A 21,595-nucleotide genomic window follows, 5' to 3' on the forward strand; every position below is an offset into this window, starting at 1 on the left:
TGAAAAGGCGCTGCCAACATACAGACGATGGCAGCCCCTTATTGGCCCATTTCAACCGGAAACTGCTGGGCATCCCCCCATTGGCGCGGGGATTGCCCGTACATCCGCCTGAATTCGCGACTGAATTGCGACGGGCTGACGTATCCCACATCGACCGCCGCTTCGTTCACGGACATGCCGCCTGCGATCTTCATCGCCGCATTGTTGAGCCGCATGGATTTGACAAACTGGATCGGGGCCATCGTCGTCACCTGCTTGAACTTGCGGTGAAAGGCGGCGCGGCTCATCCCGGCGCGGGACGCCATATCATCGATAGAGATCGGTGCGTCCAGGTGAGAGGATACATGCGCGATCGACCGTGCAATCGCATTGCCTGCGCCGAAGGCCTGTCTGGCAAAGCGCCCTGCCTCCCCCTTCAGGATCGCGTAATAAAGCTCGCGCAGCCGTGCCTCGCCAAGGATCGCCGTATCCGCCGGATTGCCACCCAATTGCAGCAAACGCAGTAGCGCGTCGGCAAAGGCATCATCCCAAGCGGCCAGCCTGATCCCCTGCGCGCGCAAACCGCCTTTGACCTCGGGAATCACATTGCCGGTATTTTCCATCTCCATCGACAGTTCTGTCATCATCCGCTTATCGAGCGAAATGATAACCCCGTAGAGCGGGCTTTCGGCAGAGGCGGTCGGCGTGCCCGCCTTCACCGGCATCGACATCGGGCAGCACATATATCGGCTGTCGTCATAGATGTACCTGTGCCCGTCCAGCACGGCCTCTTTCGCCCCGCTGACGATAGCAATAACGCTGGGTTCATAGACCGCCGGCACGCAAGGAATCGCCTGTGTGGCCCGAAACAGGCGCACCCCGTCAATGCCGGTTCCCGTCAGCCCCTCTTGGGTCGCGTTGTTCTGAATTAGCTGTCTGATCTGGTCTTTGCTCATGAGGGCAATCTACTGCGTCACATCCGCCTTTCGCAAGCGCGTGATACAATCAGGCAAGTATTCGCGACGATCTCGCCTGTTTTGAGAGCCAGCCGAGAGCTATTTACCCTTCAACACCAAACACAGCGCGCATCGCTGCCGCGCTGACATCGAAAAGGAACATGACGATGAAGGACACGACTTTCGGACCCAAAGGCTGGACACCTGATCGCCTTGGATCGCTCAAGGGGAAAACATATCTCATCACCGGCACGACCGCCGGTGCGGGCTTTCAGGCCACGCGCATGCTGCTGTCCAAGGGGGCAAAAGTCGTCATGCTGAACCGCAACGCCGACAAATCCATCGCAGCGGTCAAAACGCTCAAGGACGCGTTCGGTCCTAACGCCGAGGTGAGCTTTGTGCGGATGGATCTGTCTGATCTGGCCAGCGTGCGCGCCGCGGCGGAGGAGGTGAAACGCACTGTTCCCCGGATTGACGCGCTGATCTGCAACGCTGCCATCGCGCAGGTGCCGACACAGCAACTGACCGTTGACGGGTTCGAAAGCCAGCTTGGCACCAACCACTATGGACACTTCCTGCTGTGCGGGATGCTGTTTGATCGCATTCAGGAAAGTGCGGGCCGGATCGTTGTGGTGTCCAGCCTCGGGTACAACATGGGGATCAAGACGATCCAGTTCGACGATATGAACTGGGACAAGAATTATAGCGCCAACGCGGTCTACAGCCAAAGCAAGCTGGCGCAGATGATGTTCGCCTATGAGCTTCAGGACCGGCTGAAAGCCACCGACAGCCGCGTTGAGGTATACGTCTGTCACCCCGGCGCGTCGGCGACCTCGCTGATCAGCACAAGCGGCGGGCTTTTCACAAGGGTCACCTGGTGGATGATGAGCAAGACGCCAATGGTGCAATCCGCCGAAAAAGGCGCGTATCCCGAGGTTATGTGCGCGACCGAAGACGGGTTGGCACAGCGGGCGCTTTATGGCCCGACCGGATGGCTGCAAACCGGAGGGCCCGTTGGCAAAGGCACGCTGAACCCCCATGCCTACGACAAACCCGTGATGGAGAAACTCTGGACCGTCTCCGAAAAAGCGACGGGTTTTCACTGGGAAATCTAAGGGAAACGCGCGCCCGCATCCCGCGCGCGGCGCGCGTTTCACGCGACGATCCCCTCTCGCCATTCGCCCCTTGAAACACGGCACCAAGATCTGTGATTTTTTTGCCGTATTTCCCCGCTTTCTCATGCGGCTTGCACTTGCGCCCGCCGATGGCTTTGCCTAAAGAAGCGCTCACAAGTTAAGTGGCCCGTTCGTCTATCGGTTAGGACGTCAGGTTTTCAACCTGAAAAGAGGGGTTCGACTCCCCTACGGGCTGCCACTTGGTTTTCCATCCGTTTGTTATTTGCCTCTCGCCCGTTCTGCGGAACTGTGGCCTGCGTTATTTGCCTTTGCCCCGCGATGACGACCGCAAAAACGCAACTTGACGGGTGGGCGGACAACTGTCATCGAAACCGGGTCGGTTTCCTTCGGGAAATAATAGGGAATTCGCCATCCGCGCTTTGGTGTGGATGAACCGGAACTGCCCCCGCAACTGTAGACGGTGAGCTACCTCCATCATGCCACTGGGCCTCAAGGTCCGGGAAGGCGGGGACAGCCGCGATCCGTCAGTCAGGAGACCTGCCGACACTGAACCTGAAACACCGGGCGGGGTTGCTCGGGAGAGGATGATGATGGGACCGGATCTTACCACACGCGCAGACCAAAATGCGCCCGCGCGCCGTTTGGCTGGCCCCTTCTCTTTCTATTCAAAGACCCCGGCATCGGACCAACCGGAGCCCTTGATATGAAACCAGTTTTTTCCAGCCTGACCCTGATTGCGAGCCTTGCGGGCAGCACCGCGCTTGGCGCAGAGACAGACTATCCGCTGACCATCGACAACTGCGGCCACACGCTCAGCTTTGACGCGGCACCCCAGACCACCGTGACCATCGGACAATCCACGACAGAGATCCTGTATCTGCTGGGCCAGCAGGACCGGATCGCGGGAACCTCTGTCTGGTTCAGCCCCGTTTTGCCAGAGTTCAAAGAGACAAACGATGCGATTGAACGGCTGGCGGATAACGACCCCAGCTTTGAAAGCGTTTTGGGCAAACGCCCCGATCTGGTCACCGTGATGTATGAATGGCACGTCGGCCCCGAAGGTATGGTCGGCACCCGCGACAGCTTTCACGAGGTGGGCGTGCCGACCTATGTGATGCCCACCGATTGCGCGGCCAAGGATAACTCTGTCGGCGCGGACGGCACGCGATCTGAACTGTTCACGACCCAGCAGCTGTATACCAGCATCGAAGAGCTCGCCCGTATCTACAACGCGCAAGACGCCGGTGCCACGCTGCTGGCAGACCTGCAATCGCGCGAGGCAAAGGCGGTCGAGAAAGCCAAATCGCTGAACCTGCCCCAAGGCACCTCGGCGCTGTTCTGGTTCTCGTCCTCCGAGATGGCGGCGGACCCTTATGTGGCAGGTCAACAGGGTGTGCCCGCCTATATGATGGACAAGCTTGGCGTTGAAAACGTCGTGACCTCGGCCGAGGAATGGCCGCTGGTCGGATGGGAGACTCTGGCGAAATCCGACCCGACCTTCATCGTGCTCGCCAAAATGGACCGTCGCCGCTTCCCTGCGGATGACATCGAGAAAAAGCGCACCTTCCTGATGAACGACCCCGTCGCCCGCGAGATGACCGCGGTGAAAGAGGGCCGCATCATCACCATGGACGCCCATGCGATGGACCCGACCGTGCGTGCGATCTATGCGCTGGAAACGATGGCTGACGCGCTGTCCGGTTTCGATCTGGCCGAATGACCGCAATCGACCGCTCTGTGATGCGCAGGCCGCAGTGGCACTGGTGGGTGATCATCCCGCCGGTGCTGCTGGCCGCACTGCTGTTTGGTGCGGCCATCGGCGAGGTCTCTATCCCGCCGCTGGTGGTGCTGAAGGTGCTGGCCAACAAGGCGCTGAACGCGGGCTATGCGGTCGACAAAATTGACGAAGGCATCGTGTGGAACTACCGCATGGCGCGGGCCGTGGTGGCGATGTGCTGTGGCGCCGGTCTGGCGCTGTCGGGCGTCGTGTTGCAAGCACTGCTGCGCAATGCGCTGGCGGATCCCTATCTGCTGGGCATCTCTGCGGGGGCGTCCACGGGCGCTGTTGCGGTGACCATCCTCGGGCTGGGGGGTGGTGCCATCTCGCTGTCTATCGGTGCGTTCAGCGGGGCGCTGGTGGCTTTCGCTTTTGTCGCCTTGCTGGCGCAGGCGGCAGGGGGCGGTGTGGGCCTGCGGGCCGCGGGCGTGATCGTGCTGGCCGGTATCGCGGGCAGCCAGATGTTCAACGCCCTGACCGCGCTGATGATCACGAAATCGGCCAATGCCGAACAGGCCCGTGCTATCATGTTCTGGCTTTTGGGGAATATGTCGGGCGTGCGCTGGCCCGATGTACTGAGCGCCCTGCCCGCGGCGATGATCGGTCTGCTGGCCTGTCTGTGGCACGCCCGCGCGCTGGATGCCTTTACCTTCGGCAGCGACAGCGCCGCGTCCTTGGGCATTCCGGTGCGCCGCGTGCAGCTGCTGCTGATCGGCACGGCGGCGCTGGTCACGGCGGTGATGGTGTCGGTGGTGGGGGCGATCGGCTTTGTCGGGCTGGTGATTCCCCATGCCATGCGCATCGTCGTAGGGCATCGTCACGCGATCCTTGTGCCAGCTTCCGCACTGGCGGGGGCGGTGTTTCTGGTCTTTGCCGATGTGGTTTCGCGAGTGATTGTACCGGGCCAAGTGCTGCCCATCGGCGTGGTGACCGCTTTGGTCGGCGCGCCCGTCTTTGCACTGATCCTGATTGGCAAAAGGACGTCGCCATGATTCTGTCCTGTCACGAACTGGGCTGGCGGGTGCGCAACCGCGCCATCGTCAACGACGTGTCCCTGTCCTTGCGGCCGGGCGAAAAGCTGGGGCTGATCGGGCCGAACGGGTCGGGCAAATCCACGTTGCTGCATATGCTTGCCGGTATTCAGAAACCCTCGCGCGGGCGGGTCGAGCTGGACGGCGCACCGCTGGCAAAGATGCGCCAGCGCGATATCGCACAGCGGCTGGCGCTGGTCGAACAACACGCCGATACCGCAGATCGCATCACCGTGCGCCATGCCGTTGAACTGGGCCGCACCCCATGGCTGTCCGCCCTGCGCGGGTGGAGCGCAGGGGACGACGCCATCGTCACGCAGGCGCTGGCGGATGTGGATCTGTCGGGCTTTGGCGACCGCCACTGGCACACGCTGTCGGGCGGTGAACAACAGCGCGTTCATATCGCCCGTGCACTGGCCCAAAGGCCGCAAGTGCTGCTGCTGGACGAGCCGACGAACCATCTGGATATCCGCCACCAGCTTTCGATCCTTGAGCTGATCCAGCGCCTGCCGACAACGGCGATCATCGCCCTGCACGACCTGAACCAAGCCACGCTCTGCGACCGGATTTGCGTCTTGCAAGATGGCAAGCTGCGCGCCATCGGCACCCCCTCCGAGATCATGACAGAAACCCTCCTGCGCGAGGTCTTTGGCGTCTGCGGGCATTTCCTTGTCGATCCGGCGGATAACGCGCAGGTGATCCGCTTTCACACGGCGACCCATTAAGCGCGCCAAGCGGCCACACTTCTATTCAACTCCTTACGCATTTGGTCGGGAACCATCCGTCACGCTACAGGTTTTGCCTGTGGACCCTGAAGGAGTAGCTACAGATGACCGACAAGAAGCAAACCCCTCCCACAACCACAGACGCCGGCATTCGCGTTCAAAGCGATGAACATTCGCTGACCGTTGGCCCCGATGGCCCGATCGTGCTGAATGACCACTATCTGCTGGAACAGATGGCGAATTTTAACCGTGAACGCATCCCAGAACGCCAGCCCCACGCCAAAGGCTCGGGCGCATTTGGCACCTTCGAGACGACGCAAGACGTGTCGAAATACACGATGGCGAATATCTTCCAGCCCGGCGCGAAATGCGATGTGGTGATGCGGTTTTCGACCGTGGCAGGCGAACGCGGCAGCCCGGACACATGGCGCGACCCGCGCGGCTTCTCGGTAAAGATGTACACCGACGAAGGCATCTTTGACATGGTCGGCAACAACACCCCGATCTTCTTTGTCCGCGATCCAATCAAGTTCCAGCAGTTCATCCGCAGCCAGAAGCGCCGTGCGGATAACAACATGCGCGACCACGATATGCAGTGGGATTTCTGGACGCTCTCGCCCGAAAGCGCGCATCAGGTGACCTATCTCATGGGCGACCGTGGCATTCCGAAAAACTGGCGCGAGATGAACGGGTATTCCAGCCACACCTATTCGCTGGTCAATGCCGAGGGCGAAAAATTCTGGGTCAAGTTCCACTTCCACACCGATCAGGGCGACGGCAATGCCTACCTTAGCCAAGACGAAGCCGACAAGCTGGCGGGGACCAACGGCGATTACCACCGCGCCGATCTGTTCAACAACATCCGCGACGGGAACTACCCCAGCTGGACGCTCAAATGGCAGATCATGCCTTACGAGGATGCCAAGACCTACCGCATCAACCCGTTTGATCTGACCAAGGTCTGGCCGCACGAGGACTACCCGCTGATCGAGGTCGGCAAGCTGACCCTGAACCGCAACCCCACCGATTTCCATACAGAGATCGAACAGGCCGCGTTCGAGCCGAACAATATGGTGCCAGGCGTGGGTCTGTCGCCAGACAAGATGCTGTTGGCACGGGGTTTTTCCTACGCGGACGCGCACCGCGCGCGGCTGGGTGTCAACTACAAACAGATTCCGGTCAATAAGCCCGTCTCGCCGACCCATAGCTATTCGAAAGACGGCGCGGGCCGGACTGAAAAAGTGTCTGATCCGGTATATGCGCCCAACTCATATGGTGGGCCCTCTGCGCAGCCGCATCAGCATGAAGCGGGCCTGTGGTATTCCGATGGCGACATGGTGCGTCAGGCCTATACCCTGCGCCCTGATGACGATGATTGGAGCCAAGCCGGCAAGCTCGTCCGCGAGGTGATGGACGCCGATGCCCGCGAACGTTTGGTGTCGAATGTGGTGGGGCACTTGTGCGACGGTGTCAGCGAAAAGGTGCTGGTCCGTGCCTTTGAATACTGGCGCAATATCGACAAAGACACCGGCGACAAGATCGAGGCCGGTGTGCGCGAGAAGCTGGGCGGGGAATCCAAAGCCCCCGGCATGGCCTCTGCCCTCAGCATCGGCGGCAAGTAACACCGCACCGTTCCAAGCCAAACGATCAGCGGGGCCTGCGCGGGCCCCGCTTTTTTTGCATATTCCAGAGCGATTTAACCGACGGCGATATTGTCGATCAGCCGCACACCGGCCAGCCACGCGGCGGCCAATAGACGTGCGGGGCGGTCGGGCGTGGTCATCAGCTCCAACTGGTCAGCAGACCGCAGGTCAAGGTATTCCACCTGCGTAAAGCCCGCACGTTCCACCCGCGACACTGCCGCCGCGCGGAGCGTTTCCAGATCGCCACCGGCAAGCAGCCCCTCTGACATCTCTTCCATCGCGCGGTGAAGTTCGGGGGCCCAGGTGCGGGCGCGATCCGACAGCAGCAGGTTGCGCGAGGACATGGCCAGACCGTCTTCCTCGCGGATGGTGGGGCAGCCGATCACCTCTATCGGCAGGTCCAGATCACGCGCCAGACGGGTCACCACCTGAAGCTGCTGATAATCCTTTTCGCCAAAGAACGCCTTGTCCGCCTGGGACTGGGTAAAGAGTTTGGTCACGATGGTGGCCACGCCATCGAAATGTCCTGCCCGATGCGCCCCGCACAGCCCTTGGGTGATGCCCTCGACCGACACCGTCGTCGCGAAACCATTGGGGTACATCTGTTCCCCATCTGGCACATAGACGACATCCGCCTTCAGCGCGATCAGCTTGCGCGCGTCCTCTTCCTCGGTGCGGGGGTAGTTTTTGTAGTCGTCAGGGTTGTTGAATTGCTTGGGGTTGATGAAGATCGTCACGATCACACGGTCGCACGCCTCTTTTGCGGCCCGGACGAGGCTCAGGTGCCCCTGATGCAGCGCGCCCATGGTCGGCACCACGGCGACGCTTTCGCCCGCGGCTTTCCATCCGGCGACCTTGCTGCGCAGCTCAACGAGCGTGCGGATAATTTCGGGTGTCATGTTTTGGAAACCTCGTCAGAAAATACATGCTCGGGTCCGGGGAAGGATCGTGCCGTGACCTCGTCGGCATAGGCCTGCACCGCGGCCTTTGCGTCATCGCCCAGATGGGCATAGCGTTTTACGAATTTCGCCTTGAAGGCGGTGAACAGCCCCAGCATGTCATCGACCACCAGAATTTGCCCGTCGCATTGCGCTGACGCACCGATGCCGATGGTGGGAATGGCGACCGTTTCAGTGATCTGGTCCGCCAAAGCCTGCGGCACTTTCTCAAGCACCACGGCAAAGGCCCCTGCCCGCGTCACCGCCTGCGCATCGGCCATCAGCTGCGTGGCCGCCGCACCGCGCCCCTGCACCTTGTACCCGCCAAGCGTGTGGATCGACTGCGGCGTCAGGCCGATATGCGCCATCACCGGAATGCCGCGTTTGGTCAGGAAGGCGATGGTGTCTTCCATCACCTCCCCCCCTTCAAGCTTGACCGCACCGGCACCGGTTTCGCGCATCAAGCGTGCCGCATTCTCAAAGGCTTGGGCCGGGCTTTGCTCGTAGCTGCCGAAGGGCATATCGATCACCAGCATCGACTGGGTCAGCCCGCGCCGCACCGCTTGACCGTGCAGGATCATCATCTCCATCGTGACCTCAAGCGTCGAGGGCAGCCCGTGCAGCACCATCCCCACTGAATCGCCCACAAGCACGAAATCGCAGATGCCATCCATCACTTGCGCCATCGGCGTGGTATAGGCGGTCAGGCTCACCAGCGGAGCCCCCCCTTTGCGGGCCAGAATATCCGTCGGCATGGGGGCGGTCTTGCGGGCTGTGGCGCTCATCTGTGGCGGTCCTTTTTGGTAAGGTCGTCATTGCAATCTATCGGGGCCATGGCGGGGCATGGGGCGGCTTGGCGATGCTTCTAGACCAAAACGTCGCGATGTAGGTAGCAAAAGCGCAAGAATTTTACCCATGTCGCTGCGTCAGTCGAATCCGATACTACTTGGGCGGGATCGGAGCCACTGGCTGTGCGCCCCGCCCCGTGGGCACGGTCAGCACCAGCAGGCAAAGCACAACCAGCCCCACGCCGGCCCAGCCAAGGGGGGGCAAGCGTTCGCCCACCACGACCACGGCCAGCAGCGCTGCGACCACCGGCTCGATCAGCGTCAGGGTCGTGGCGGTACTCGCCCGCACCCGCGACAGCCCGTAGCCGAAACAGATATAGCCCAGAAACATCGGCACAAACGCCATATAAAGCCCGACCGTCGCGTTCCCCCACGAGGCCAGCAGCGGGCCGCCAGTCGCCAACAGCACAGGCATCAACATCAGCCCGCCCAGTCCAAAGGTGGCACCCATGGCCACCGAAGACCGCAGGCCGCGCAGCATCATCGCGCGCGCCGTCCAGCTATAAAGCGCATAGGTAAACCCGCCAAGCAGCCCCAGCACGACCCCAAGCGGCACATTGGTGCCCCCCACGGCCCCATGCCCGCCCTCGGCCAGACAGATCAGCACCATGCCAGCGACGCCCGCCAGCGCGCCAAGGCTCCACCGGAGGGTCAGCAAGGAACGCTCCATCACATATTCGATCAGCGCGGCAAACAGGGGCGCGGTGCCGATGGTGACAACGGTCCCGATGGTCACCCCCGCCAACCGCATGGAGCCATAGAACGCCAGCGGATAGATCATCACCGCCAAGGCCCCCAGCAGCAGCAACCCGCGCTGCTGCCAAAGTTGCGCACGCGCATGGGCGATGCCCCGCAGCGCCAGCAGCGCCTGCGCGATGCCGCCGATTCCCATCGCCGCGGCACCGATCGCCGCAGCACTCACGTCAGGGGCAAAGGTCGCGGCGGTGCCGGTGGTGCCCCAGACAATGCCCGCAAAAAGCACGCCCGCCACGCCAAGTGCATTGCTCTGGCGGCCCGAGCTTTCCTGATCCGTCATTCTGTCATCCCCTGCGCTGCGCGGTCCTGTGGCGTAGTGATGACCCGCCAAGCGCCTGAGGTCAAAGCATCATTCGGACTGCAAACGCGATACGATACTGCCTGCGGTCACGGTGCCGATCGTCTCTCCGTCCTCGACCACGGGGATCGCCTGCGCATCATCGCCGATCTTGCCAATCAGCTCGGCCACCGGCGTCTCGGCGGCGACGGCCCCGTCCGATGTCGCGGCGGGCGGGCCCATCACATCGCGGGCCGTCAGCACGCCAAGCGGGTTCATATTGGCCACGAATTCCGCCACATAGTCCGACGCGGGGTTCGAAAAAATCTCACGCGGGGTGCCGCATTGCACGATGCGCCCGCCCTCCATAATCGCGATGCGCCCGCCCAGTTTGAAGGCTTCGTCCAGATCATGGCTGACGAAGATGATCGTGCGTTTCAACTCGCGTTGCAGATCAAGCAGCTCGTCCTGCAGGCGGGTGCGGATCAGCGGATCAAGGGCCGAGAAAGGCTCGTCCATCAGCAGGATCGGGGCTTCGGTGGCAAAGGCGCGGGCCAGCCCCACACGTTGCTGCATCCCGCCCGACAGCTCGCTGACCTTGCGATCGGCCCAATCGGCCAGACCGACAAGCCTAAGCTGCGCCTCGGCCCGTTCAAGTCGTTCGCGTTTGGGAACATCGGCCAGTTCCAGCCCGAGCGCCACGTTGTCGCGCACCGTGCGCCACGGCAGCAATCCGAACTGCTGGAACACCATCGACACACATTCGCGGCGCACGCGGCGCAGATCCGCGGCAGAGCTGGCAGTGACGTCACAGCTCCAGTCGCCATCATGCACCCGCACCGATCCACGCACCAACGGGTTCAACCCGTTGACCGCGCGCAGCAAGGTGGATTTGCCAGAGCCGGACAAGCCCATCAGCACAAGGATCTCGCCCTGTTTGACATCAAGCGTGCAGTTATGGACCCCAAGGATCTGCCCTGTCTCGGCCTCGATTTCGGCACGGTCTTGTCCGGCATCCATCAAGGGCAACGCCTTGGCCGGTTTCGGGCCAAAGACGATGGACACATTGTCGAATTCGACGGCGTTTGCGGGGTTGGTCATTTGATCGCTCATTTTCGTGTCACCCGTAGCATCCGGTCCAGCATGATGGCGACCACGACGATGATCAGCCCCGATTCAAAGCCAAGCCCCGTGTTCACCTGATTAAGCGCGCGCACCACCGGCACGCCAAGGCCATCCGCCCCCACGAGGGCCGCGATCACCACCATCGAAAGCGACAGCATGATGGTCTGGTTCAGACCGGTCATGATCTGAGGCAGCGCATAGGGCAGTTCGATCTTCCACAGGGTCTGGCTGGGCTTCGCGCCAAAGGCCTGCGCGGCCTCAAGCAGTGCCTTGGGGGTGGAGGCGATACCAAGCTGCGTCAACCGGATCGGCGCGGGCAGGACAAAGATCACCGTCGCGATCAGCCCCGGCACCATGCCGATGCCGAAAAAGACAATTGCGGGAATAAGATAGACGAAGGTTGGCAGCGTCTGCATCAGGTCCAGCACGGGTGCCATATAGCGGTACATGCGCGGTCGGTGCGCCGCGGCGATGCCGATGGGAACGCCGACGCCCATGCAAACCACACAGGCCGACAGCACCAGCGTCAGGCTTTCGGTGGTTTCTTCCCAGTAATCCTGATTGAGGATGAACAAAAACCCCAACACGATCAGCAGCGGGGTTTTCCAGTTGCGCTGGATCGCCCAGGTCAACGCGCCAAAGACAGCGATAACGATCAGCGGATGTGGCGTTTGCAGCACCCAGAGGATCGCGTCAATCAACCACTCCATCGCGACGGCCAGCCCGTCGAACAGCCAACCCGCGTTGATCAGCAGCCAATCAAAAACCGCCTCTGCGGCGTCATCAATCGGGATCTTGTTATCGGTGAGCCAGTTCATGGGAACCTCCGGAGGCTGGTATCATGCGATGATGGCAAAAAGGGCCCGCCCGATGGCAGGCCCTTTTCACATCCTAAGGGTGGATTACTCGACGATGGTCTTGGCGGCCGCCATCGCGTCGCCACCGTCCACGGTGGTCACGCCGTCCAGCCATGTGTCGAGCACATCAGGGTTCGCCTTGATCCAGGCTGTCGCCGCATCGCGGGGCTCTTCGCCGTCATCCAGAATGGCACCCATAATCTCGTTCTCCATGGCGAGGGTGAATTCCAGATTGGTCAGCAGCTTGCCCACGTTGGGGCATTCCTCGACAAAACCGGCGCGGGTGTTTGTGTGCACGGTCGCACCGCCCAGATCGGGGCCAAAGAAATCGTCCCCGCCTTCCAGATAGGTCAGATCAAAGTTCGCGTTCATCGGGTGCGGTTCCCAACCAAGGAAGACGATAGGCTCGCCCTTGGCGGACAGGCGTTTGACCTGTGCCAGCATCCCCTGCTCCGAGGATTCCTTGACCTCGAACTCGGCAAGATCAAAGGCGTTGTCGTCGATCATCGACTGGATCAGGCGGTTGCCGTCATTGCCCGGCTCGATGCCATAGATCTGACCGTCCAGCGCGTCTGCATTGGCGGCGATATCGGCGAAATTCTTGATCCCCATGTCAGCGGCGGCTTTATTCACGGCCAGCGTGTACTTCGCGCCAGTCAGGTTCGCGCGCACTGTGTCAACGCTGCCATCCTCGCGGTAGGGTGCGATGTCCGCCTCCATCGTGGGCATCCAGTTGCCAAGAAACACATCCACATCGCCTGCGGCCATCGACGTGTAGGTCACTGGAACGGAAAGGATTTTCACGTCTGTCTCATAGCCCAAAGCGTCCAGCACGACGGTGGTCGCGGCAGTGGTCGCGGTGATGTCGGTCCAACCTACGTCGGAAAATGTGATCTCGTCACAGCTTGCGGCAGCAAGGCTGCTGGCAAGGGACAGGGTAAGCGCGGTGGTTGCTGCAAGAACTTTCATGGCAGAGGAACTCCCGTTATGTTTATTGTTGATCGCGTAATAGAGCGCGATTGCGCGCTTTGATGCAACCCGATTTCTACACGACCGCGCGACAAGACGCGGCTCAGGCAAGGAGACACCCCATGATCGGCACCCCCTACTTCACCATTCCCCTCTTCACAGGCCCCCGCGCGTGAGCGGTGCAAGCCCCGCGTGGATCGGGGTCGATGTCGCGGATGGGCATATGCATCTGTGGGTGCATGATTCACGCGGCGATGTGCTAGCGCAGGCCGACGGGCCGGTCGCTGCCTTGCCTGCGGAAGACGGCTTTGTCGCCGCCCTTACGGATTTGCTGTCGCCCTATCTGTCGGACCAACAGCCCTTGCCGGTGATCGTCGCGGGGCTGCCCGCCCTGCCCGCCAGCAGCCTGCGCCCCGTTCCGGCAGAGCCCTTGGGCGGGGTGCTTGCCCTAGAGGTTGATGACCCGCGGCTGGAACTGCGCGCGGTGCCCGGCCTGAAACAGGCCAGCCCGCCCCAGATCATGCAAGGGGCCGAGACGGCGATTGCGGGCTACCTTCAGGCAGCGCCCGAGTTTGACGGGGTGATCTGTTGCCTTGATGCGCAGTCCACATGGGCCCACATCAGCGCCAGCGAGGTCGTCAGTTTTCAAAGTTTTCTCACCCCCATGATGGCCGCGCAGTTGTCCGCTACAGCCCCGCTATCCAAGGCGGTTCTCGGTGGTGGGTTGGATGAGGATACTTTCGACGCCGCCGTGAATGATGTCATGGCTCGCCCGCAAATCTTTGCCACCGCACTGGCCGAGATTTCGGCGCAAGCCACCATAGACGGCCCGACGACGGACGCAGGCTGGTCACGGTTGATGGGTTTGTTGATCGGGCTAGAGCTGGCCGGTGCCCGCGCCTATTGGCTGGGCCGCGAGGTGGTCATCCTGTCCGACAGCCCCCTCGCCCCGCTCTATGCACGCGGGCTTGCCGCCCAAGGTCTGACGGCCAGCCACGTCTCGCGCCGCGACCATGTGCGCGCCGGGCTGCAGCTTTGCGCCGACGCAAGCGCCAGTTGATCTGACGCGCGCGCAATACACGAGGAAGCCCCCGGCCCTAGGCCGGGGTGCCACCGTTTTCTGGAAAGAAACAGGCCGCGGCATGATGCCCCTGCGGCAGTTCGGGCCGCATGGCGCGGCATTTGTCGCGCACTTTCCAGCACCGTGGCGCAAAGGGGCAGCCATCGGGGATCGCCAGTGGCGATGGCAGTTCGCCTTGCAGCTTGATCCGCTCTTTCGCGCCGCGCGGGTCCGCTTGGGGCGTGGCCGACAGCAGTGCCTTGGCATAGGGGTGGAACGGCGCACCGAACACATCATCGCGACTGCCGCGTTCGACCGCGCGCCCCAGATACATCACGATCACCTCATCCGCCACGTGACGCACAACGCTCAGGTCATGGGAGATAAACAGATAAGCCAATTGCAGTCGTTCCTGCAGATCAACCAACAGGTTCAGCACCGAGCTCTGGATCGACAGGTCCAGCGCGGACACAGGCTCGTCCAGCACCAGCACTTTGGGGTCCAACATCAACGCACGCGCAATCGCGATCCGCTGGCGTTGCCCGCCGGAAAACATATGCGGATAACGGTCAAAATGTTCAGGCCGCAAGCCCACCAGCCCGAGCATCTCGCGCGCTTTGGCGGTACGCTCCTTGCTGCTCATGTCGGGGCGGTTGATCTTGAGAGGTTCCTCGAGGATCGCGCCGATCCGCTGGCGCGGGTTGAGCGAACCGTAAGGGTCTTGGAACACGATCTGAACCGATTTGCGCAGCGATGCCCAGTCTTCGCGGACCACGGGTTTGCCATCCAGTGTCAGCGATCCGGCGGTCGGGTCTTCGATCATCGTGACCATCCGCGCCAGGGTCGATTTCCCGCAGCCGCTTTCGCCTACGACGGCCAGCGTCTTGCCGGGATAGAGCGCGAAATCGAGCCCGCCGACGGCCTTGAGCGTACGCGGCTTGCGAAACAGCCCGCCGCCGACTTCATAGTGACGCTCTAGCGCCGTTGCAGTCATCACAGGTGCGGTCATGATGCGACCCTTTCGTCTGTGTTCAAGGGGTAGAAACAACGCGCATAGCCCAGATCAGCGCCCAAGGCGGGCGGCGCTTCGGACTTGCATTTGGCGTTGGCGAATTTGCAGCGTGGCGAAAACAGGCATCCTGCGGGGCGGTCGAATTGCCCCGGTACCACGCCCGGAATGGTCGGCAGCCGCTTTTCCGTCGCCCGTTCCGGCAGCGCATCCAGCAGCGCCGAGGTATAGGGGTGGTGCGGCGCGTCAAACAGCGGGATCACCGGCTGCTCTTCGATCTTCTGGCCGGCATATTGCACGCTGACGCGTTCGGCGGTTTCCGCAACCACACCCATGTCGTGCGTGATCAACACCAACCCCATGCCCGTTTCCTCGCGCAGGGACGCGAGCAGATCAAGGATCTGCGCCTGAATGGTCACGTCGAGCGCCGTGGTAGGTTCATCGGCGATCAACAGCTTGGGCTTGCAGGCAATCGCCATCGCGATCATCACCCGCTGGTTCATCCCGCCCGACATCTGGTGCGGGAAGGCCGACAGGCGCTTTTCGGGATCGGGGATGCCGACCTGTTCAAACAGCTCGATCGCGCGTTTCTGACGCTCGCGGCGGCCCATGCCAAGATGCACCCGCAGGGCCTCGCGGATTTGCCAGCCCACGGTGAAACAGGGGTTGAGCGATGACATCGGCTCCTGAAAGATCATCGCCAGATCATTGCCGACGATCTTGCGGCGCGCCTTGGCGTCCATCGTCAGCAGGTTGTGCCCGTCAAAGGTCAGCTCGTCCGCGGTGACGGTGGCGGTCCAGGGCAGCAGCCCCATCAGCGCCAGCATCGACACGGATTTACCCGACCCGCTTTCCCCCACAATCGCGAGGATCTCGCTTTCGTTCACGTCCTGGTCGACGCCGTCCACCGCCCGGAACTTGCCCGAGGCCGTGGCGAAATCAACGCTTAGGTTTCTGATACGCAAAAGTGTCATGGCTCAGCTCCGTTTCAGTTTCGGATCAAGCGCGTCGCGCAGGCCGTCACCCATGAGGTTGATCGCCAGCACGGTCACAAGGATCGCCACGCCGGGGAAGGTCACGACCCACCAGGCGCGCAGGATGAACTCGCGCGCTTCGGCCAGCATCGTGCCCCATTCAGGTGTGGGCGGCTGCGCCCCCATCCCCAGAAAGCCCAAGGCCGCGGCATCAAGGATCGCGGTCGAGAATGACAGCGCGGCCTGCACGATGATCGGCGCAAGGCAGTTGGGCAGCACGGTGACAAACATCAGCCGGAAGATCCCTGCCCCTGCCACGCGGGCCGAGGTCACGTAATCCTTTTGACGTTCCGACAGCACGCTGGCGCGGGTCAGGCGCACATAGTGGGGCTGCAACACAATCGCGATGGCGATCATCGCGTTGGTCAGCGACGGCCCGAGGATCGCCACCAGCACCAGCGCCAGCAGCAGGGACGGGAACGCCAGCACAATATCCATGACACGCATGATGATGCTATCGACCCATTTAGGCGCAAAGCCCGCGATCAGACCGATGATGATCCCGCCGGTCGCCGCGATAGAAACAACGACGACCCCCACAAAGAAGGAATAACGCGCGCCCACAATCAGACGCGACAGCATATCGCGCCCGAGCGGATCGGTACCCAGGATATGGGTCCAGCTGCCGCCCTCTTGCCACGCGGGGGGCTGTAGGGTGGCGGCGCGGAATTGCTCTGTCGCGTCATGGGGGGCGACCCACGGGCCGAACAGGGCCAGAAAGGCAAAGACCGCAAAGATCCACAGCCCGATGACAGCGCCGCGGTTTTCGCGGAAGTAGAACCAGAATTCGCGCAAGCGGCCCGGACGTTCCTGGACCATTGCGGCTTCGGCAGAGAGTGCGTCGTCCATGTTATCGCTTTCTGATTTTGGGGTTGATGACGCCGTAAAGCATGTCGACGGTCAGGTTCACGACCATCACCATCACAGCAATCAGCAGCAGCCCGCCCTGAACCACGGGGTAATCGCGGCGGAAAATACTATCGACCATCCACTTGCCGATGCCCGGCCAGCTAAAGATGGTTTCGGTCAGGATCGCACCGGCCAGCAATGTGCCGACCGACAGACCAATCACGGTGATCACGGGAATCAGCGCGTTGCGCAGGGCGTGGATGCCGTTGATCCGCCCCGGAGACATGCCCTTGGCGCGGGCGGTGCGGATGTAATCCTCGCCCAGAACCTCCAGCATGGCCGACCGCGTCTGGCGTGCGATCACGGCCAGCGGGATTGTCCCCAGCACGATCGTTGGCAGAACCAGATGGCGCACCGCTGACAGGAACGCCCCCTTCTGACCCGACGCCAGACTGTCGATCAGCATAAAGCCGGTGGGGTTGGGGAAGTAATACAGCAGATCGATCCGCCCCGACACAGGCGTCCATTGCAGGTTGCCCGAAAAGACAATGATCAGCAGCAGAGCCCACCAGAAGATCGGCATCGAATAGCCCACCAGCGCCGTGGACATCAGCGCCCGGTCAAAGAACTTGCCCCGGTTCACCGCCGCAATCACCCCCGCCGGAAGGCCAAGGGCGATGGCAAAGATCATTGCGCAGACCGCCAGCTCAAGCGTGGCTGGGAAGAGCGTAAAGAATTCGTCGAACACCGGGCGCTTGGTGACAAAGCTATTGCCCAGATCGCCCTGAAGCACGCCGGTCAGATAGTCCCAGAATTGCACATAGATCGGCTGGTCATAGCCGAATTGTTTGGCCAGTTGGGCATAGCGTTCATCAGAGATGCCGCGCTCGCCCGCCATAACCTGGATGGGGTCGCCCGGCAGCGCGCGGATGAACCCGAAGGAGATCAGCGTCACCCCGATGAAAGTCGGGATGAACGTCAGCAGTCGTCCCAGAACATAGTTCAGCATTTTATCACCATCAGCTCTTTGGGGAAGTTGGTCAGCGTTTCATAGCCGTCGTCGGTAATCAGCACGTCATCCTCGATGCGCACGCCGAAATTTCCGATCTCGTAGAGGCCGGGTTCATTGGTGTAAACCGTTCCGGCGGGTAAAGTCATGTGGTTGCCCCGCATGATATAGGGGGCCTCGTGGACCTCGCGGCCCAGACCGTGGCCGGTCTTGGTGCGGATGCGGTCCCCATAGGGCGAGGCTTCCAGTACAGAGATCACGGCATCGTCGATGTCATGCGCGGTCACCCCCGCGCGGGTCACGGCAAGCCCTGCCATATTGGCGCGCAGCACGGTGTCATAGACATCGCGCCCCTCGTCGGTGACGTGATCCAGAAAAACGGTGCGGGTGATATCGGCGGCAAAGCCGTTCTTGCGCGCGCCAAAGTCCAGCAGCAGCGCATCGCCCGCCTTGACGGCGTAATCCTCGCGCGCATGGGCATGGGGCCGGGCCGAGCCATCCGCGGCGGCCACGATAGGACCAAAGGACAGGTCATCCGCCCCTTCCGCGAAAAGCGCCTGCACCAGCGTCTGTTCGATCTGCTTCTCGCTCTGGCCCAGCTTGACGCTGTCCAGCGTGCGCTGGAGGGCGCGTTCGGAAATCGCGATCGCCGCGCGCAGAGCGGCGATATCCTCGGGGGTCTTGATCATCCGCAGGGCAGAGATTTCGCGCTCTGCATCGGTGATGGTCAGATCGGGCTGTGCCTGTTTGAACGCATGGTGCACGAACACGCGCATCACCTGCCCTTCGACCGCCAGCGACGAGATCCCCAAATGCTGCGTCAGCGCGGCAAAAGCATCGGCATAGCCGGTCTGGTCGCGCCAATCAAACACCGCGCCGTCAAAGCCGACCGTGTCCCAGCTGCCCAGTTCAAGGTTCGGCAACAACACCGCCGCAGGTTTATCCGCAGGGATCACCAGAACAAAGGGGCGTTCGTGGCTCATGAAGCTTTGGCCGACAGCGCGCGAGAAATTGGGCCCGGGCACCAGCGCCACGGCATCGACGCCCAGATCGGCGGCCACAGCGGCATAGTCGGCAAGACGTTGAGAGAGGTTCTTTGACACGGGGGGCTTGCGCCTTTCGTTAACGTGGCCGGGGCCTAGAATAGAGGAAGGGACGGCGCGACATGCACCGTCCCCATTGCTTTGTCATCGCTGTTATTGCGACAGGCCAACCTGGTTGAAGATGTGGCCACCCAGCGGGTGCACAACATAGTTTTCAACTTCGGGACGCATTGGCATGTAAACAACCGAATGCGCGATGGTGGCCCAAGGGGCTTGGTCCTTGAAGATTTCCTGCGCTTTTTCATACAGCGGCGCACGCTCTTCTTGTGTTGGCAGAACCTTGGCTTCCTGAACCAGCGCGTCGAATTCCTCGTTGCACCATTGTGCGCGGTTGGATTTCTCTACGCCGTCACAGCCCAGCAGAACCGCGAGGAAGTTGTCGGGGTCACCGTTGTCACCTGTCCAACCCAGCAGAACGGCACCATCGCGGTCTTTCGCTTTGGAACGCTCAAGGTATTCACCCCATTCGTAGGACACGATCTCTACGTCGACACCGACCTTCGAGAAGTCTTCCTGCATCAGCTCGGCCATACGGCGGGCATTGGGGTTATAGGGACGCTGGACCGGCATCGCCCAGATTTTCAGCGTCAGGTCGGATACGCCTTCGGCTTCCAGCGCGGCTTTCGCGGCTTCCGGATCGTATTTGTCGTCCTCGATCGCATCGTTATAGGACCACATTGTCGGCGGCAGCGGGTTCTTCGCGATTTCGCCGGAGCCCTGGAACACCACGTCGATGATCGCTTGCTTGTCGATCGCCATGTTCAAGGCTTTACGCACATTGGCGTTGTCGAACGGAGGCATCTGCGTGTTATACGCCAGATAGCCCACGTTCAGGCCCTCTTGCTCCATCACGACGACATCTTCGGCGTCTTTCATCGCCTGCACGTCCGCAGGGTTCGGATAGGCCATGACGTGGCATTCGCCCGCTTGTACCTTCTGGTAGCGCACGGAGGCATCCGGTGTGATCGCAAAGATCAACGCTTCGACTTTCGCCGGGTCACCCCAGTATTCATCGTTGCGCACGTAACGGATCACGGCGTCTTTCTGGTAGGCTTGGAAGGTGAACGGGCCGGTACCGATAGGTGCCTGGTTCAGCATTTCCGGCGTACCGGCTTCCAGCATCGCGTCGGCATATTCCTTGGACACGATCGAGGCAAAGTCCATCGCCATGTTGGCAATGATCGGCGCTTCGGCGCGGGTCAGGTTGAACTGAACGGTGTAATCGTCAACCTTTTCGATGCTTTCGATCAGATCAGGCATCGACATCGCACCGTAGTATTCCCAGGTGCCACCCGATACTTGGTTGTAGGGGTTGTCGGCGTTGCCCTGACGGTCAAAGCTAAAGATCACGTCATCGGCGTTAAAATCGCGTGTGGGCGTGAACTGGGCGTTGCTGTGAAACTTGACGCCTTTGCGCAGCTTGAATGTTACGGTCTTGCCGTCTTCGGACACCTCCCAGCTTTCGGCCAGCGCGGGAATGGTTTCGGTGGTACCGACCTTGAATTCCGCCAAGCGGTTGTAGATCGGGTGGCTGGACGCATCAAAGGTCGTGCCTGCGGTGTACAGGGCCGGGTCAAAGCCTTCTGGCGACCCTTCCGAGCAATAGACCAGCGACTGCGCCTGCGCCGCAACGCCAAGCGTGCTCAGCAGCAGGCCCGTGGCCATGATATTCTTGAAAGACATTCGATTTACTCTCCTAGTTGGTAAAGTGTTATCTCCCCACGGCCTCTCTGGGCCGATGAGGGCGATAGGGTTAACGCCTGAGGGGTAACATTTCGCGCGAGCTCTCTGCTGGCGCGGCCTCACTCTGTCCGATTTCCCCGGACTTATCGTATTTCATGCGACCGACCCATAAGATGCGGGCCTGCCGGTCTGTTCTGTTGGCCCAGCAATGGGGCGTGGTACCCAGATAATGCAGGCTGTCGCCCGCCGTCATCAGATACTCCCGTTCGCCAACCATCTGCGAGATCTCACCCTCAAGGATATAGATGATCTCTTCGCCAACATGGGTCACCGTTTCGGATTCATAGCCGGGCGGCACGTTCATCACATAGGATGTCATCTCGTGGCCCGCGCGTTCGGCACCGATCTGTTCATATTCAATCGACGATCCTGCCACCGCGAAACGGGGCCGTGCGGCACCGCGGGTCAGGCTGTCGACCGTGCGCGGGGTCCGCACGAAAAAATCCGCATCAACGTCAAGCGCGGCAGCGATCTGGCTGAGCGTGCCAAGCGTCGGTGTCGCGTTGCCGCGTTCCACCTGGCTCAGATAGCCCACCGACACACCAGAGGCCGCCGACAGCTGCTGCAATGTCATCGCCATCCGATGACGCTGCATCCGCATGCGGTCGCCCAATCCCTCTGGCGGCGAAAGCGCCGCCGCCTGTATCGCAGTTGTTGACAAATAATCCCCCGAAGCACGCTTTGGCGTATCTTGGCGCTCAGACTGTCGCGCAACTTTGTTTACGTCAACAATAAAAATTATTGTCAGAGTGAAAACAGAGCCCTTGGTCG

The 21,595-nt window shown here is 61.5% G+C and carries 20 protein-coding genes, 1 tRNA gene and 1 riboswitch; of the genes, 7 read left to right on the forward strand and 14 right to left on the reverse strand.

Annotated features, from left to right (window positions below; translation table 11 throughout):
• Nucleotides 1-38 precede the first annotated feature (38 nt).
• Nucleotides 39-935, reverse strand: coding sequence for an AraC family transcriptional regulator (locus IV89_RS11360; RefSeq protein WP_037943880.1), 897 nt, complete (start codon nucleotides 933-935; stop codon nucleotides 39-41).
• Nucleotides 936-1,102: 167 nt separating this feature from the next.
• Here IV89_RS11360 and IV89_RS11365 point away from each other — a divergent pair, with 167 nt between their 5' ends.
• The 6 genes from IV89_RS11365 to IV89_RS11390 all read left to right on the forward strand — a co-directional run bounded on the left by IV89_RS11365 (nucleotide 1,103) and on the right by IV89_RS11390 (nucleotide 7,226).
• Nucleotides 1,103-2,050, forward strand: a complete 948-nt coding sequence (locus IV89_RS11365; protein WP_037943879.1) for an SDR family oxidoreductase — start codon at nucleotides 1,103-1,105, stop codon at nucleotides 2,048-2,050.
• Between the two features lie 184 nt (nucleotides 2,051-2,234).
• Nucleotides 2,235-2,309, forward strand: a tRNA-Glu gene (locus tag IV89_RS11370).
• Nucleotides 2,310-2,431: 122 nt separating this feature from the next.
• Nucleotides 2,432-2,631: riboswitch (cobalamin riboswitch) on the forward strand.
• Between the two features lie 143 nt (nucleotides 2,632-2,774).
• Nucleotides 2,775-3,791, forward strand: coding sequence for an ABC transporter substrate-binding protein (locus IV89_RS11375; protein WP_037943877.1), 1,017 nt, complete (start codon nucleotides 2,775-2,777; stop codon nucleotides 3,789-3,791).
• Between the two features lie 20 nt (nucleotides 3,792-3,811).
• Nucleotides 3,812-4,840, forward strand: a complete 1,029-nt coding sequence (locus IV89_RS11380) for an iron ABC transporter permease (protein WP_235183813.1) — start codon at nucleotides 3,812-3,814, stop codon at nucleotides 4,838-4,840.
• Nucleotides 4,837-5,604: an ABC transporter ATP-binding protein gene (locus tag IV89_RS11385; protein WP_005852524.1), complete on the forward strand. Its 768-nt coding sequence runs from the start codon at nucleotides 4,837-4,839 to the stop codon at nucleotides 5,602-5,604. The genes IV89_RS11380 and IV89_RS11385 overlap by 4 nt, the downstream gene beginning before the upstream one ends.
• Nucleotides 5,605-5,708: 104 nt before the next feature.
• Complete coding sequence (locus IV89_RS11390; RefSeq protein ID WP_037943874.1) at nucleotides 5,709-7,226, forward strand: catalase; 1,518 nt, start codon at nucleotides 5,709-5,711, stop codon at nucleotides 7,224-7,226.
• Nucleotides 7,227-7,300: 74 nt separating this feature from the next.
• On the opposite strand, the gene panC is transcribed toward IV89_RS11390, so the two are convergent.
• The 6 genes from panC to IV89_RS11420 all read right to left on the reverse strand — a co-directional run bounded on the left by panC (nucleotide 7,301) and on the right by IV89_RS11420 (nucleotide 13,017).
• Nucleotides 7,301-8,146, reverse strand: a complete 846-nt coding sequence (gene panC / locus IV89_RS11395; protein ID WP_037943873.1) for a pantoate--beta-alanine ligase — start codon at nucleotides 8,144-8,146, stop codon at nucleotides 7,301-7,303.
• Nucleotides 8,143-8,970 (reverse strand): 3-methyl-2-oxobutanoate hydroxymethyltransferase, encoded by an 828-nt coding sequence (panB, locus tag IV89_RS11400; protein WP_009826594.1) that lies wholly within the window; start codon nucleotides 8,968-8,970, stop codon nucleotides 8,143-8,145. The genes panC and panB overlap by 4 nt, the downstream gene beginning before the upstream one ends.
• Nucleotides 8,971-9,127: 157 nt before the next feature.
• A complete protein-coding gene (locus IV89_RS11405) occupies nucleotides 9,128-10,069 on the reverse strand; it encodes an EamA family transporter (RefSeq protein ID WP_037943872.1) in 942 nt (313 codons plus the stop codon).
• 69 nt (nucleotides 10,070-10,138) lie between these two features.
• A complete protein-coding gene (choV, locus tag IV89_RS11410; RefSeq protein WP_037943871.1) occupies nucleotides 10,139-11,179 on the reverse strand; it encodes a choline ABC transporter ATP-binding protein in 1,041 nt (346 codons plus the stop codon).
• Nucleotides 11,176-12,009, reverse strand: coding sequence for a choline ABC transporter permease subunit (gene choW, locus IV89_RS11415; protein WP_009826591.1), 834 nt, complete (start codon nucleotides 12,007-12,009; stop codon nucleotides 11,176-11,178). The genes choV and choW overlap by 4 nt, the downstream gene beginning before the upstream one ends.
• Before the next feature lie 84 nt (nucleotides 12,010-12,093).
• Nucleotides 12,094-13,017, reverse strand: a complete 924-nt coding sequence (locus IV89_RS11420) for a choline ABC transporter substrate-binding protein (RefSeq protein ID WP_005852512.1) — start codon at nucleotides 13,015-13,017, stop codon at nucleotides 12,094-12,096.
• A 172-nt stretch (nucleotides 13,018-13,189) separates the two neighbouring features.
• On the opposite strand from IV89_RS11420, the gene IV89_RS11425 reads away from it, so the two are divergent.
• Nucleotides 13,190-14,077, forward strand: a complete 888-nt coding sequence (locus tag IV89_RS11425; protein ID WP_051843946.1) for a 2-dehydro-3-deoxygalactonokinase — start codon at nucleotides 13,190-13,192, stop codon at nucleotides 14,075-14,077.
• A gap of 37 nt (nucleotides 14,078-14,114) precedes the next feature.
• On the opposite strand, the gene IV89_RS11430 is transcribed toward IV89_RS11425, so the two are convergent.
• From IV89_RS11430 to IV89_RS11460, 7 genes are all read right to left on the reverse strand, one after another.
• Complete coding sequence (locus IV89_RS11430) at nucleotides 14,115-15,086, reverse strand: dipeptide ABC transporter ATP-binding protein (protein ID WP_005852507.1); 972 nt, start codon at nucleotides 15,084-15,086, stop codon at nucleotides 14,115-14,117.
• Nucleotides 15,083-16,060 (reverse strand): ABC transporter ATP-binding protein, encoded by a 978-nt coding sequence (locus IV89_RS11435; RefSeq protein WP_005852505.1) that lies wholly within the window; start codon nucleotides 16,058-16,060, stop codon nucleotides 15,083-15,085. Before IV89_RS11435 ends, IV89_RS11430 begins: the two co-directional genes overlap by 4 nt.
• A 3-nt stretch (nucleotides 16,061-16,063) precedes the next feature.
• Nucleotides 16,064-16,969 carry an ABC transporter permease subunit gene (locus IV89_RS11440; RefSeq protein WP_005852503.1) on the reverse strand — a complete coding sequence of 302 codons (906 nt, stop codon included), beginning with the start codon at nucleotides 16,967-16,969 and terminating at the stop codon, nucleotides 16,064-16,066.
• Nucleotide 16,970: 1 nt separating this feature from the next.
• Nucleotides 16,971-17,978: an ABC transporter permease subunit gene (locus tag IV89_RS11445; protein WP_005852501.1), complete on the reverse strand. Its 1,008-nt coding sequence runs from the start codon at nucleotides 17,976-17,978 to the stop codon at nucleotides 16,971-16,973.
• The gene (locus IV89_RS11450; protein WP_037943870.1) at nucleotides 17,972-19,081 is read right to left on the reverse strand and encodes a Xaa-Pro peptidase family protein; all 1,110 of its coding nucleotides are present in this window, start codon (nucleotides 19,079-19,081) and stop codon (nucleotides 17,972-17,974) included. Before IV89_RS11450 ends, IV89_RS11445 begins: the two co-directional genes overlap by 7 nt.
• 93 nt (nucleotides 19,082-19,174) lie before the next feature.
• Nucleotides 19,175-20,764: an ABC transporter substrate-binding protein gene (locus IV89_RS11455; RefSeq protein WP_037943869.1), complete on the reverse strand. Its 1,590-nt coding sequence runs from the start codon at nucleotides 20,762-20,764 to the stop codon at nucleotides 19,175-19,177.
• A 70-nt stretch (nucleotides 20,765-20,834) separates the two neighbouring features.
• Entirely contained in the window at nucleotides 20,835-21,485 is a 651-nt protein-coding gene (locus IV89_RS11460) for an XRE family transcriptional regulator (protein WP_308811065.1), read from the reverse strand.
• Nucleotides 21,486-21,595: the final 110 nt, after the last annotated feature.

Origin of the sequence: Sulfitobacter sp. CB2047, assembly GCF_000735125.2 — a bacterium.
GTDB classification, from domain to species: domain Bacteria; phylum Pseudomonadota; class Alphaproteobacteria; order Rhodobacterales; family Rhodobacteraceae; genus Sulfitobacter; species Sulfitobacter pontiacus.